The sequence below is a fragment of the Neisseriaceae bacterium genome, assembly GCA_016864895.1.
GTDB lineage: Bacteria > Pseudomonadota > Gammaproteobacteria > Burkholderiales > Neisseriaceae > QFNR01.
In genome coordinates this window covers 35,330-49,748 of the sequence record CP046107.1, presented here as the reverse complement: position 1 = coordinate 49,748, position 14,419 = coordinate 35,330, and the positions used below count along the sequence as shown (strand labels likewise).

Below are 14,419 nucleotides of genomic sequence, written 5' to 3'. Positions count from 1 at the left end.
GGTTTACATAATGAAATTCCAAGGCACACAAGGATATATTGCAACCGAAGCATTACAAATGGCTGTCAATGCAGCAGTATTATTACAACGACCCTTATTAATTAAGGGGGAACCGGGTACAGGGAAAACCCTTCTAGCGGAAGAAGTGGCTAAATCATTTGATACTGATTTAATCCAGTGGCATATTAAAAGCACCACAAAAGCACAACAAGGTTTATATGAGTATGACGCAATTTCACGTTTAAGAGACTCTCAACTCGGGATAGAAGGAGTTTCCAATATCAAAAACTATATTGTCAAAGGTAAGTTATGGCAAGCCTTTGAAGCAGATAAACCCGTAGTACTATTAATTGATGAAATTGATAAGGCAGATATTGAGTTTCCCAATGACTTATTAGTTGAATTAGACCGTATGCAATTTTCTTGTTACGAAACTCAAGAAGTCATAACTACTAAACACCGTCCAATTATTATTATTACCAGCAATAACGAAAAAGAACTACCTGATGCCTTTTTAAGAAGATGTTTCTTTCATTATATCGAATTCCCTGATAAAAAAACTATGCGTCGGATTATTGATGTACACTATCCTAACATTCAGGAAAGACTTATTAGTGAAGCCTTAGCGTATTTTTATGATTTAAGAGGTATTGATGGCTTAAAGAAAAAACCTTCTACTTCAGAACTAATCGACTGGTTAAAGCTATTATCAGCAGATGATTTATCTGAGAATATACTAACAGAATCAAAACAACGAAAAAATATCCCACCCCATATCGGTGCTTTATTAAAAAATGAGCAAGATATTTCTCTGCTTCACCATTTTTCACAAATTATAAAAAACAGCTAATTGATTATGAATAAAAAAATCGTGATTTTAATCTCTGGAAATGGCAGTAATATGAAGGCCATCGTTAATGCTAACATCAAAAATGCAACTATTGTTGCCGTCATTAGTAACAATGAAAATGCACCAGGTATATCATGGGCTGAACAGCAAGGTCTAAATGCAATTTCTCTTAACCACCAATCCTTCGTTTCCCGTGAAGCTTATGACTCAACTCTCATTAAATTAATTGATCAATTTGAACCTGATTTAGTTGTTTTGGCAGGTTTTATGAGAATCCTAAGTGAATCTTTTTGTGAACACTATAAAAATCGATTAATGAATATCCATCCTTCACTATTACCAGCGTTTCCTGGATTGAATACTCACAAGAATGCCATAGAATCAGGTTGTAAAATCGCCGGTTGCACTGTACATTTTGTAACCCCCAAACTAGATAGTGGCCCAATTATTGCCCAAGCTGCGGTTCCTATCACCTCTGGAGATACAGCTGAAACACTTGCTAAAAAAGTGCTAAGTTGCGAACATATCATCTATCCTATGGCTATTCAAGATTTTATTTTTAATAATTTATTAATCAAAGAAAATAAAGTTATTAATCAAAGACAACATGATGAACATCAACAAAAAATACTTAATTTCTAAGAAAACGAATCTTATTATTCAGTATATGTAAAGGTTGTATTATGTTTAAATATATTAAATTACCAACACTATTGGTCATTCTTCCTGTTATGAGCTTCTCCGGCAATATAACAATTCCTAAAAAGGTGAGTATTGAATTTTCAGGTTCTGGTGGCACTAAAAGTACTATGAAGTTTTCTAGCACTAAACATAACTATAATATTGCTCATATTACTAATCTTCCTATGTATAAAATAATCTACCAATCAAATGGTACTATAAATAATAACCATTTAAATACATATAAATTTAGTGAATCTAGAAATGGACATCTCGTATCTTCTGCACTTTTTAATCCGTCAACAAAGCAAGTCACCTATGGTAAAATAAACACTCCCAAAAAAGCTCAGATCATTGGAAAAAGCTATGACTCTATCTCGTTAGTCTGGGAAATAGCCTTTAATCCTAATCTACCCTTAGATACTTTTCAACTCACTACTGGTAAAGGAATTTATCTCATTCATGCTGGAAACTCGAATATTAGTACAATTAAACAAAGTAGAAATATCGCTATTGCCAAGAAACTTATACCAATTGAACTCTATGACTTGGCAAAAATTAAAGGCAGTAAAACACCTATACAAATAGGTTATTCAAAACAATATAATAATTTGCCAGTATATATGAAATTGAGAAATAAACTATATGATATTGAATTCATCGCCACAAGTATTACTATAGACGGTAAAAAAATTTTATAGTACCCCTCCCCAATAAAGTTTCAGAAAAAATTTCTGTATGATTGTAACAAATATTAGTTGAATAGAAAATCTATGCAAAATCTAGCCCGTTACCAACATCTACAAACAATAGCACAGCAAGTACTCTACTTTGAAAATACCACAGAATGGTTACTGACAAAGTATTTTAGAAAACATCAAAATCTAGGGAAACAAGATAGACATTTTATAAGCGATAGCATTTATACTCTACTTAGAAATAGAGAAACTATACAAGGCTATTTAGTAAAAACGCAAAAATTGTCTCTCGTAAACCAAATCAATATTGCCGTAGGTTTAGCTTTCTACGAACATAAAGATTTATACTATATTGACTTATTGGAGGATTTTTTAGATTATCAACAAAATTCAGTGGCAGTTAATGAACAGGCTGAATTACCTATGTGGATAGTACAGTTATTATCCGAGAAATTAAATAATCAAGATATTATAGAATTAGGGCAATCTCTAAAAAATACAGCTCCTGTCGATATTCGAACGAATACTATCAAAATCAAACGTGATGAATTAATTCAAAAGCTAAAAGAAAATAATATTTTGAGCACGAAGACACCTTACTCTCCCTGGGGTATCCGCCTACAAGGAAATCATCCCAGATTAACACAGTATCCTTTTTATAAGGAAGGATTATTTGAAATTCAAGATGAGGGAAGCCAATTAATTGCTTATTTATCACAACCCAAAAAAAATCAAAACATTATTGATTTTTGTGCTGGTACAGGTGGAAAAACATTAGCCATAGGTGCAATGTTAAACAACCGCGGTAGTATTTATGCTTTCGATGTAGAAGCTAATCGTTTAAATCAACTCAAACTTCGCCTAAAAAAATCAAAACTTAATAATATATACCCTATCCTAATTCAAAACGAAAAAGATGAGAAACTGAGAAAATTCCAACAGAAATATGATATTATTCTAATCGATGCACCTTGCTCTGGCTTAGGGACTATCAGACGACAGCCTGATTTAAAGTATAGAAATAGCCCATCTACTATACAGAAAATGACTGAAAAACAATTATCTATTCTTAATGAGGCAGAAAAACTATGTCATTCTAGTGGAAAACTAGTTTATGCTACTTGTAGTATTCTACCTCAAGAAAATGAATACATTATTCAAAAATTTTTAAGGTCTCATACCAACTATCAGTTGATTGATTGCCAAAAATACCTTTCTGGCATTACAATGAACAAAAATGACATGGGTATTTACTTGAACCCACTATTAACGCAAACCGATGGTTTTTATATTGCCATTATGAAGAAAAATTAAAGGAATAAATATTATGCAAGAAGAAATTATTAAAATTATTCAAGAACATCCTGTAGTTCTGTTTATGAAAGGAACCAAACAGTTCCCACAATGTGGTTTCTCTTCTCGTGCAGTTGAGATCTTATACGCTTGTGGTTGCCAAGATTTTTTTACCGTTAATGTACTTGAAAATAATGAAATTAGGGAAGGAATTAAAATATACTCAGATTGGCCAACAATACCCCAGCTATATGTTGATGGTAAATTTATTGGGGGATCGGATATCATGATGGAAATGTATGAAGAAAATGAACTACAACCTTTACTGGAGAATATTTAACTTAATGAATATACATAATCATTATGTTACCCTTATAAATAACTTATAGATTAACCTTGTTGAACGCTAAAAATTTTAATACTTACGATAATTCAAATAGTTACATAAAATTTAACCCAGCACAAAATAAGTATAGTTAACTCGTATGGTAAAAAGGCAACGCTAGTGCCTACGTATGCTTCTTGAATGATACTAACACCATACTTCCTTAATTGTTGATACCATATAGCTACATATAAACAATATTGACTTATAAAAAAGGTTGTCACAGGATACAAAAATTGTAGTAGTTGTTTTACACACCCTAGGGATTTGAGAAAATATACAAACATAATCTATGATTCCTATCTATACAAAGTTTCTTTGGATATGTTATTTGACTGAATTAATGTTCCTAAACTGGGAGACGTTGGTGTGATGGAATTTTGGAACAAAAGTATCAATAAGATAAATTTTACTTTTAGTAATGAACAAGATTTAATCAATTTTTTTATTTTTTGTACTTTACCTCATTGGAATGTAAGGTATTGGGTTCGAAATTCTTTATTACATTTTTCATTAAATAATCCCATTCAAGCAGGTGTTTTGGTTGGATTTTACTTTAGAAAATCAACACAGGAGTATGAAATTATTTTCACTGAACGTGCCGCACAATTAAAACACCACTCTAACCAAATTTCATTTCCAGGAGGGAAACGGCAGAAGAACGATAAAATAATTTCTAGAACAGCTATCCGAGAAACTGAAGAAGAAATTGGTATTAGCCGAGACTATATTAGAACTTACGGTGTACTGAAAAAGATCAAGTCTCCAACTAATTATGAGGTTTACCCTACTTTGGGTATCATAGATAGATACCCCAAAGACCAAAATAAAAATGTTAACGAAGTCAAAGAAATATTTACAGCACCCTGCCAAATATTGCTTAATCCTGATCGGTATTCCTTTAATCCCTACCCCTCAACCAGTAGGTTACCAATCAAAATTGTATCCATTGATTATCATGGAAAACATATATGGGGGTTAACTGCAGAAATTTTATACTTTTTAGCTAAAACATACGTTAAATATAGAAGATAACTCTTTATCGTACTAGCAACTTATTTAACCATAATACGTTCAACACCACCTTGTATTTGTCCATACATTTCCAAATGACCTGATCCATTTCTCATACTGGCACAATTGACTAAACAAAACATGACTACCAACGACAAAGCTATTTTTTTCATATCTTTTCCATATTTTAATCTAATTAACTTTTTATTCACATAATCTATGGTAGTTCAATAAAATTCAATTAGTTAACAAATATAAATTATAAAAATGTAAAATGTAAAATGTAATTAGTATTTTAATTGAATTAGTTCAATAACTTTTTTTCTTCAATTTAATGAAAAATTAAACTTGTCATTTTAAGCATATAAAAATATTAAAACAGCAAATTATAAAATAAGCTGTTCTTTCTTATTTGTATAGTAGCTTATATTCGTAGCCATAGATTAATTTAGTTATATTAGACATTCTTTCTAATAATTAATTGAATTCGATGATCATTGTTTTTAAAAAAGTTAACAAAAGTTAATAATAAAGTTAATAATTATGAATAATTGTGGTAACCATTAATAGAATATATTTTAGTTGATAATGAATTTATTTAGTACAGAATTGTATAGCGTTATAAAAATCCTAATTTAAAAAAAACAATAATTCTCATTAAAATTCGATAGAGATTTTCATACCAAAATTTACCTTAATTTTACTAAAAATTACTTAGGAAAGTGTGATAGAAAAATTCTATCCTTTCTAACAAGAGAGAGCTTATTGAATGAAAGAAATTTTTAACATACACAAGATTAGCTCTTTTACAATATCTTAATAGGCATTAATCCCGACTTTGATTTTAGGGTTATCAAAAAACATCATGACACGGCAAAATTACTTCGTCAAAAATCTCTCAATAAGATTTGATCTTATCTGATTTCTCAGATATTTAGATAAGATAATTATTATATGAGGGATTATATTCAATTACTCCTTATACAATGAGAATGGATGAGAATATATTCTTAATTTCCTATCTCGAAGTAAATAATCGATACAAATATTTAATAAAAAAAGTAATGTATGAACTTTACAAACAAAGAATAATTTAGTACCAAGACAAATACTTACATTACAATATTAATGAAAAACAGATATTTGATATAACGAAAATCAAAGCAACTTAAATAAGAATGACATATAGTAACAGAGACACTATTTTTTTGATTTTTTTACAACATAAATGCTTATTTACTTTAAGAGTGAATCTGTGATAGATTTGAACTCGGGTTTCTTATGGAATTCACTTAATTAATAATATCTTACAAATATCCGATCTTAATGGGGATAGGTGTTTAAGAGTCAGAAATTAATATGATTATACTTGATAGACTGATTGTGTCGATGGTTCTTTTATAAACGTTGGGGGGATGTAACTATGTTAACTTGTTATGAAGTCGCTGATTATTTTCTATCGTTATGTGATCAAGAAGACAGTGGAGATTTGATCTCTAATTTAAAGATTCAAAAATTGGTGTACTATGCGCAAGGTTTCTCTTTAGCTATAAATAATAGACCTCTCTTTAAAGAGGAAATTCGGGCTTGGAAGCATGGCCCTGTTGTCAAGGAACTGTATGATAAATATAGAAAATATGGGAGTGGGGCTTTACCTACTGATGATTTAAATATAAATCATAATAATTTTTCTGAAGAAGATAAAAAGTTACTTGATGATGTCTATGATGTGTATGGTCAATTCTCTGCTTGGAAACTAAGAAACATGACACATGAGGAGGCTCCGTGGAGAGACGCTGATCATCAGGTATCGAGGTGATTTCTCATGAAGCTTTAAAGGGATATTTTCTTACATTAACAGAATAATTATGCCTAAGAAGATAAAGAAAAATATTACTGCTATATCTAGGAAGAAAGGTAAGGTTCGACTGTCACAAGCGGGCTTATCAACTGATGGAAATAATGACAAGAAGCGTCCCGTATTTTCTTTTCATCAAATGCAAGAGAAACACTACTGCTTGGATGCATGTAATGATAAGGAAAAAATATCCCTGATACGTACACTTGATAAATTAAGTCAAAGTACTTGCCAAGAATTGAAGAATGTTCATCGACATAAGTTGGGCGCTGAAAAAATCAATTATTCGGCGATAAAAGGGTGTCCAGTACCAGATTTTATTATTGAACAAAATATTACTTTGTTAGCTTTTAGATTTTGTTCAAAGAAACCAATGGTAGGATATAGGGAAGGTCAGATATACCATATACTTTGGCTAGATAGAGATTATTCTTTGTATCAACATTGACCTAATACTTGATCTAGTATGTTTTTCCATGTAGTGGAAGTAATTTTATTCCATCTTTCCTACTAATTTACTAAGTCCAAACAAATATTTCTAGCTCTATAATTCGGTTTTAAAATGGGTCATTTTTTGTATCTTCACCGTATAACTCATTAATTTGTCATGATCTCATAAAAAGCCTCTCTAAACATTCTAATACTGGAACTGACAATATTTTTTAACAATAAAATGTATAAAAAATAAATTACGTCTTTGATATGAAAAATTTTTTTACTATCAAGAGCAGTGTTTAATTTATTAATGGTAATATATGTTCAATGTAAGCAAAATTTATTCATCTGGTAATAGATTACAAGAAGTAACTTCTATTTTATCAGAGATGTATCTGGTATCTCACACGTGATAATTCACCATATATAACAATTTAATTCATGGCCTATAAGGCTATTGTACCTTGTACAATAATAATAATTAACATATATACAAATTTTTTTCACTCAGAAACCAATCGTCAAGAATGACATGTCCAATAAAGTCTGTTTTAATCATCTCATAATAAAAATAATCAATGAAAGCATGAGGGATATATCATTTCAAACAGAGGGTATTTTCAGAATAACATTCTGTATCATCCAAAAATTGAATACTATCAATTACCTTTTTGACCTAACAAATGATGGAGGATTTCCAGGTTGATTTACACGATAAATGTAAAACTAAGTCGGATAATCATTTGAACTTAATGCTACCGAACTATGCCAAGCCTGTATTTTCAATACTACTAACATAATAATATGGGCTAATTGGAATGAATTCATACGTATTACATATTTTATGATAAAACCAAATCTGACTATATTCAATTTATGTAAAAAAGAATGAATGTAAGTTACTATCGATTGCATATTGTATTTATCAAAAAAAAAAAAAAAAAAAAAAAAAAAAAATTCAATAATCAACAGATAATTACGGCCTTTTGATTGTTTCCAACCCTAAAAAGACTTAAAAATTTAAGAGTTTTAATAAAGAGACTATTGTCACACCAGTTTTATCCATCCATGCAAATATGTAATTGATCACTTACACAAATTATACAGTTTACTGATACCAAGATTTTATCCCCCCCCTGATAAAAAAAGATCGTTGAAAAATATAAATAAAATCAGTTATCCAAGATATGATAATTGTAACGAAGACCATTTCATTAAATCTCACTGACAATAGCAATTTTTCTCTTAATCACTGCATACATAATTTATATTTCATCAAGCTCTCTGTACACCAAATTCTTACCACCATTTTATGGCCTCATAAAAATAAATGGTATTTTAATAGTTGAATATCCTCTTACCAATTTAGGTATCTCATAAAAGAACACTTGAGCACTTGTTTACAAAAATTCAGAGAAACCTTAAATACAATCAAAAATATCAAATAATTAAACAGTACATAACCTCAATTACTATATTCATCCTAAAGGATTACACCATCATAGAATAGATGAACATAAAAAGTATTATCAACATAAAAATAACCCTTACCAAAAAGTATCCATCAACGATCTAATAATAAAGATATTTTATTTATAACAAGGGACAGATAGAAGTATTGTGATTGTGAATCAAAAAAGAAATACTAATTGACATGCTTAATTTCACACAACAGTGAAACCTAATAGCAATATTTATAATAGAAAATATCTAGCGTAAGAATCTTGTTTCGACTATGTTTCATGGCGAGTAACCTATTCACAAGAATGTTGTCTAATTAGACAGCATAACCAATAACTTTTCGAATCTTTCTTTGCTCATTTTGAAGGGTCAATAGGAATCCAACCACAGAAAAAAATAACTATATGTTAAGCCAAAAAATTGTATAGGAATAGGATAAATAATGTAAAAAACACTCAATGTTACCTCCAAACTAAGTCTTCACAGAATTTTATTGGTTATTAGCAGAGGGGGAAAGTAGAGGCGAGATTTGGTATAGATAATACCCTTTTAAATGACAGTAAAAATTAAAATTATAACCAAAGATAGAGCAATTATTGAATGTGAGGAATAATATTCTAAGTAACCAATCTCTTTAAATAAAAATACCTCCTATTTACCTGCCAAGAACTATTACTAGTTTATGAATACTCAAATTTAAGTACCAATGCAGTAAATGTTCTTTCTATCAACTTAGTTAACCAATTGTGAAATCAAGTAATTTTCTACTATAAAAAAATTTATGATGAGCGCTAGAATTTCAATAAGAATCTTAAGACTCTCAATCAATAACTCTTTGTCAATTGCTACATAATAAATAACACCACCTTAGTACATTTTCAAAGTAATTAATATTGCCCCTGCCAATAAAAAATCCATCTTGCTATTAGTTGAAATCAACACCACCAGTAACATATTTGCCATCAAAACAAGAAGTATCTAAATCATCAATTTCAGGATTCAATTTTCTAATGACATTAACCAAATCATCTAAATTTTGAAACACTAAGCCATCCACTCCGATTTCTTGAGCAATTTCTAAAACTGTACGGTCATGAGCAATTAATTCCTCTTTAGAAGGCATATCAATACCATATACATTTGGATAACGAACTTCAGGCGCTGCGGATGCCATAAATACTTTCTTTGCCCCCGATATCCTAGCCATATCCACAATTTCTCGACTAGTTGTACCTCTCACAATAGAATCATCTACCAATAAAACATTCTTGTCTTTAAATTCGATTTCTACAGGACTCAATTTATGCTTTACAGAACGCTTTCGCACTGCTTGACCCGGCATAATAAAGGTACGTCCAATATAACGATTCTTTATTAACCCTTCTCTATAAGGTATATTTAAATGCTGAGCCAACTGCAAAGCAATAGGTCGACTAGTATCAGGAACAGGCATAATAACATCGATAGGCTCGTCTTTAATTTCCTCTTTTATTTTATCTGCCAAAATCATACCCATATCTAATCTTGCTTGATAAACGGATACACCATTCACTACTGAATCTGGCCTAGAAAAATAAACGTATTCAAATAAGCAAGGCACTAACCGTGTATTCTTTTTACAATCATAAGCATAAAAATTACCATTAAAATCTATAAAAATTGCTTCACCAGGCTTTAAATCTCTTACTATCTTAAAATCCAAATGTATCAATGCTAGTGATTCAGATGCTACACAATAATCAATTGTCCCATCCTGATTTTTACGTTCACCCAAAATCAAGGGGCGAATTCCAAAAGGATCTCTAAAAGCTACCATACCATAACCTGCAATCATGGCAACAACAGCATAAGCCCCTCGTACTCGATTATGCACACAACTAACCGCATTAAAAATATTTTCTTTGGTTAGAATTACACCAAAAACTTGGCTCTCCAACTCATGAGCAAAAACATTTAATAATAACTCTGAGTCTGAACTAGTATTAATATGTCTTAGATCATTATTGACTATATTTTGCATTAAACTATCGACATTAATTAAATTACCATTGTGTGCCAAAGCAATACCAAATGGAGAATTCACATAAAAAGGTTGGGATTCTTCACTAGCTTCAGAGCTCTTGTTTCCTGCTGTCGGGTATCGAACATGTGCAATTCCAAAATTTCCTAATAGATCTCTCATATTACGTGTTCTAAATACATCTCTGACCAATCCTTGCCCTTTATGGCTATGAAAAACAGAACCATCGGTGGTTAAAATACCTGCGGCATCCTGTCCCCTATGTTGCAACATCTGTAGTCCATCATATAATTCCTGATTAACTGCCCTATGACTCATAATTCCCAAGATACCACACATAACTTCTTTATCCTTAGTTAGTTAGTTTGAAATAAAATCGAATTTAAATTTGATATGTTGACTTTACTCTCTAACATATCTCGCACAAAAGGTGAAACTGCTATAATTAATTCATTAAAATAAGGTATTAATACGGAATTTTGCCATACTTCAAATTGCACGATATTAGTATAATTACCTATGAAAACTAATACAGTTACAACTATCACCCCTTTTATCCACCCAAAAATAATTCCTAAAAAATGATTCACACCACCTAATCCTAAAAAATGTACAATACGAGTCAACCCTCGAGCAAAAAAATTTAGAATAGTATAAATAATTAAAAAGAAAATACCAAAACCTAAAGTTTGTTTAAGCCATAATGGCTCGATTGAATCAAATAATAAAACTGAAAAAGATCGATACATCAATCGCGCACCAAATACAGAAAATATCCATTTTAAGATAAATACAACCTCTGCAATAATTCCTCGACTAAAAGCAAGTAAAGTAAAAAATATAACTAAAAAAATAATCGCATAATCAATTGTTGTCATTTTTTATCTAGAAATAGTCGCAGAATAGCCTAAAGATTGAAGTTTTGATAATACTCTAATGGCTTGATCACGATTGTTGTAAACACCAACTCTTACGCGATAAAGCACCTGATCTCGGTTTTTATAACGTTCTACACGGGCAGGATATCCCTTACCTGCCAATTGACTTTTCAACGCTTGTGCCTGAATAGGATCACTCAAAGATGCCACTTGTACAGTCATAATCTTTCCCTTTGTTTGGGTATTTTCTTGTGGTATAGATTTATCTGATTTTTTAGTAGATTGTGTTACAGGCACTTTATTGGCTCCTAATCTGACTGATTTCGTAACCACTTCCTCAGCATTAGGTAATTTAGATCTATTATTAGTGCCCGAACTAGAATGTTCAGACATTGTTTGGTTTTTGTTATCACTAATTTCAGATTGATTATTTTTTTTACTTTTTTGTAGCTGCCCTATATCGGTTGTGATATCACTAGGGGTTTCTTGATTTAAATTGACTGCCGATTTATCTTGTGTATCAACAGTTTTTACCTGAACTTGTTTTTTAGTTTGCTTAACTTTGGTATTAGTGTTAGCCTGCAAATCTCCCTGTTTTACTGACTTAACAAAATCGGTTCTTTCTTTCTCTGCTTTGGTTTGATGATTTGGTTTATCCTCTATCAACGACTCAATAGACTTTGGCTCCAAGGGTACTGAATTATGAATAGTATTATCATCAGTATCGTTACCTTGGCTAGAAATAGATGCACCTTGTACAACATATTCATCTATTTCTTTCACAATACTATTTTTGTCTATCACCTCCGGAGATCCTACCGATTTTTTAGCTTGAGCCACTGCATTTTGAAAAATCTTTAATTTAAATGATACTTCTTCAGACATCACAGCAGATTCAGACATGAGGGGATCAATATTATCATTTTGTATAACATTATCCTGTCCTAAAATTGTTACAACTGCCTCATTTTCTTCCTCTTGGGTGATTTTTATTTCCTTCGTGGGCTTTAAAACCAAGTAAGAAAATAAAATAATAACAATAGAAGCAACAATTACCACCACTAGTCGAGCTCTATTCTTTCTTTTAATTTCTAAATATTTTTCTCGTCTAGAATTCATATTTTTCCTTAATTGCTATATTTAAATGATTTTATTACTTCTGCAACTGTAAAGAAAGAGCCAAAAACAACTATTCTATCATCTTCTGAAACACCTTTTAAGGCAGAATGGTATGCTTGAGCAATCGAATTAAAAACTTTTACAGTTTTAACATTATTTTGCAATAATTTTTCCTCAATTTCAACACAGGGTAAAGCACGATTTGTATCCAGAGTTGCAATATACCATTCGTCAAATTCATCTTTTAAAATCTCTAAAATATTATCTATATCTTTGTCTGCCAAGATACCAAAAACTGCAATTTTTTTCTTGGCAAAAGGTAAACGTAAAAAGTTTTTTCTAAGTTCCTTGACTGCATGTGGATTATGCCCAACATCTAATACCACAATCGGCCTTCCTGGTAAAATCTGAAATCGAGCAGGATGAGAAACCAATAATAAACCTTTCTTAATTGAGCCTGTACTCACAGGTACTTTAGAATAAAGACACTCAATTACACATAAAGCAATACTTGCATTATCTAGCTGATAGGAACCTCGTAATGTAGGGATAGGTAAAGCAAATCGATGACGCTCTTTTGCATATTGGTGATAAGTAGGTTTAAAGTAAAAATTCCACTGGTTTTCTAAACATTCGTATGAATAATCAACTCCTAAACGTAATGAAATTGCATTAATTTTATCAATATATCCTAGCAATGCATTATCAGGATTTATTTCACCTACAACAGCAGGTCTATTAGAACGATAAATACCTGCCTTCTCGTAAGCAATTTTTTCTCGAGTATCCCCTAAATATTCTTGGTGATCTAAATCCACATTAGTCACAACTGAAACATCAGCGTCAAAAATATTAACTGCATCCAATCGACCACCTAAACCAACCTCTAAAATGATAATATCAACTTCTTCATGCACAAAAATATCCACCGCAGATAAGACATTGACTTCAAAATAGGTTAAAGAAACAGTTGTTCTTTTAGTTTCTATCCGTTCAAAAGATGCAATAATTTTTTCATCATTTACTGGCTCCCCATTGATCATAATTCTCTCATTGTAATGTAACAAATGAGGGCTAATCAAAGTACCGACTCGATAACCTGCTTGAGTGTAAATAGAAGTTAAAAAAGCACAGACCGATCCCTTTCCATTTGTTCCTCCCACGATAACAATAGGTTGATGAATTTTCCAATCCATTTGTTTTTTTACTCGGTTAACTCGTTCCAAGCCGAGTTCTATTTCATTTCCATCATGAACTATTGACCAATAATCTAACCACTCTTTCAATGATTTCTGTTTCATCTATTTCTTTTCTTCTTCTATAAATTCTTGCATCATCCAGTTTAAATATACAAAAAGACGATGGTATTCTTTTTCTCGACACATGTCTCTAGAAATAAGTTGTATAATTCTCCGTTCTTTTTGTTGCCACTGAACTATCATAAAATATTTGTTTTTAAAAGATATTTTTTTCAAATTGACAGTAATAAAATCCAAATTCTTATTTTGCAACAATACAGTGTTATCTGGTTTTATTTCTAAAGCTCTAAACATCTTCTCATGATGAACATACAACGTATAAACATAACTTATCAACATCAATACAATCTGCAACCATCTAATACCCCCTTGATAATAAATGAAAAAACATAATAATGCCCAAAGATGTAATACATTAACTAAGCCTAGATAAATCCAAGATCTATTTAATTTTACTTTTAAATTCAT

Annotated in this window: 13 protein-coding genes; 8 read left to right on the top strand and 5 right to left on the bottom strand. The window is 30.9% G+C overall.

What is annotated here, in order from left to right; genetic code table 11:
• The first annotated feature begins 10 nt into the window (after positions 1-10).
• From GKC53_00220 to GKC53_00185, 8 genes are all read left to right on the top strand, one after another.
• Complete coding sequence (locus GKC53_00220; protein ID QRN40607.1) at positions 11-850, top strand: AAA family ATPase; 840 nt, start codon at positions 11-13, stop codon at positions 848-850.
• A gap of 6 nt (positions 851-856) precedes the next feature.
• The gene (locus tag GKC53_00215) at positions 857-1,492 is read left to right on the top strand and encodes a phosphoribosylglycinamide formyltransferase (GenBank protein ID QRN40606.1); all 636 of its coding nucleotides are present in this window, start codon (positions 857-859) and stop codon (positions 1,490-1,492) included.
• 41 nt (positions 1,493-1,533) lie between these two features.
• Entirely contained in the window at positions 1,534-2,232 is a 699-nt protein-coding gene (locus tag GKC53_00210; GenBank protein QRN40605.1) for a hypothetical protein, read from the top strand.
• Between the two features lie 72 nt (positions 2,233-2,304).
• Positions 2,305-3,543, top strand: a complete 1,239-nt coding sequence (locus GKC53_00205) for a methyltransferase domain-containing protein (protein QRN40604.1) — start codon at positions 2,305-2,307, stop codon at positions 3,541-3,543.
• A 4-nt stretch (positions 3,544-3,547) separates the two neighbouring features.
• Positions 3,548-3,862, top strand: a complete 315-nt coding sequence (gene grxD, locus GKC53_00200) for a Grx4 family monothiol glutaredoxin (GenBank protein QRN40603.1) — start codon at positions 3,548-3,550, stop codon at positions 3,860-3,862.
• A gap of 414 nt (positions 3,863-4,276) precedes the next feature.
• On the top strand, positions 4,277-4,942 hold the full coding sequence (locus tag GKC53_00195; protein QRN40602.1) for an NUDIX domain-containing protein: 666 nt from the start codon (positions 4,277-4,279) through the stop codon (positions 4,940-4,942).
• 1,402 nt (positions 4,943-6,344) lie between these two features.
• The gene (locus GKC53_00190; GenBank protein QRN40601.1) at positions 6,345-6,740 is read left to right on the top strand and encodes a DUF4065 domain-containing protein; all 396 of its coding nucleotides are present in this window, start codon (positions 6,345-6,347) and stop codon (positions 6,738-6,740) included.
• Positions 6,741-6,789: 49 nt separating this feature from the next.
• On the top strand, positions 6,790-7,227 hold the full coding sequence (locus GKC53_00185; protein QRN40600.1) for a hypothetical protein: 438 nt from the start codon (positions 6,790-6,792) through the stop codon (positions 7,225-7,227).
• Between the two features lie 2,373 nt (positions 7,228-9,600).
• On the opposite strand, the gene purF is transcribed toward GKC53_00185, so the two are convergent.
• The 5 genes from purF to GKC53_00160 are packed head-to-tail and all read right to left on the bottom strand — an operon-like array spanning position 9,601 to position 14,419.
• Positions 9,601-11,034, bottom strand: a complete 1,434-nt coding sequence (purF, locus tag GKC53_00180) for an amidophosphoribosyltransferase (protein QRN40599.1) — start codon at positions 11,032-11,034, stop codon at positions 9,601-9,603.
• 17 nt (positions 11,035-11,051) lie between these two features.
• Positions 11,052-11,573 carry a hypothetical protein gene (locus tag GKC53_00175; protein QRN40598.1) on the bottom strand — a complete coding sequence of 174 codons (522 nt, stop codon included), beginning with the start codon at positions 11,571-11,573 and terminating at the stop codon, positions 11,052-11,054.
• A 3-nt stretch (positions 11,574-11,576) separates the two neighbouring features.
• Complete coding sequence (locus GKC53_00170) at positions 11,577-12,692, bottom strand: hypothetical protein (GenBank protein ID QRN40597.1); 1,116 nt, start codon at positions 12,690-12,692, stop codon at positions 11,577-11,579.
• A gap of 8 nt (positions 12,693-12,700) precedes the next feature.
• Positions 12,701-13,993, bottom strand: coding sequence for a bifunctional tetrahydrofolate synthase/dihydrofolate synthase (gene folC / locus GKC53_00165; protein ID QRN40596.1), 1,293 nt, complete (start codon positions 13,991-13,993; stop codon positions 12,701-12,703).
• Entirely contained in the window at positions 13,994-14,419 is a 426-nt protein-coding gene (locus GKC53_00160) for a hypothetical protein (GenBank protein QRN40595.1), read from the bottom strand.

What these genes read in the sequence shown, in the direction of transcription:
- GKC53_00205 (QRN40604.1), top strand. Translation starts at nt 2,305, where the DNA reads ATGCAAAATCTAGCCCGTTACCAACATCTACAAACAATAGCACAGCAA.
- purF (QRN40599.1), bottom strand. Translation starts at nt 11,034, where the DNA reads ATGTGTGGTATCTTGGGAATTATGAGTCATAGGGCAGTTAATCAGGAA.
- GKC53_00220 (QRN40607.1), top strand. Translation starts at nt 11, where the DNA reads ATGAAATTCCAAGGCACACAAGGATATATTGCAACCGAAGCATTACAA.
- GKC53_00160 (QRN40595.1), bottom strand. Translation starts at nt 14,419, where the DNA reads ATGAATTTAAAAGTAAAATTAAATAGATCTTGGATTTATCTAGGCTTA.
- GKC53_00210 (QRN40605.1), top strand. Translation starts at nt 1,534, where the DNA reads ATGTTTAAATATATTAAATTACCAACACTATTGGTCATTCTTCCTGTT.
- GKC53_00215 (QRN40606.1), top strand. Translation starts at nt 857, where the DNA reads ATGAATAAAAAAATCGTGATTTTAATCTCTGGAAATGGCAGTAATATG.
- GKC53_00190 (QRN40601.1), top strand. Translation starts at nt 6,345, where the DNA reads ATGTTAACTTGTTATGAAGTCGCTGATTATTTTCTATCGTTATGTGAT.
- GKC53_00175 (QRN40598.1), bottom strand. Translation starts at nt 11,573, where the DNA reads ATGACAACAATTGATTATGCGATTATTTTTTTAGTTATATTTTTTACT.
- GKC53_00170 (QRN40597.1), bottom strand. Translation starts at nt 12,692, where the DNA reads ATGAATTCTAGACGAGAAAAATATTTAGAAATTAAAAGAAAGAATAGA.
- folC (QRN40596.1), bottom strand. Translation starts at nt 13,993, where the DNA reads ATGAAACAGAAATCATTGAAAGAGTGGTTAGATTATTGGTCAATAGTT.
- GKC53_00185 (QRN40600.1), top strand. Translation starts at nt 6,790, where the DNA reads ATGCCTAAGAAGATAAAGAAAAATATTACTGCTATATCTAGGAAGAAA.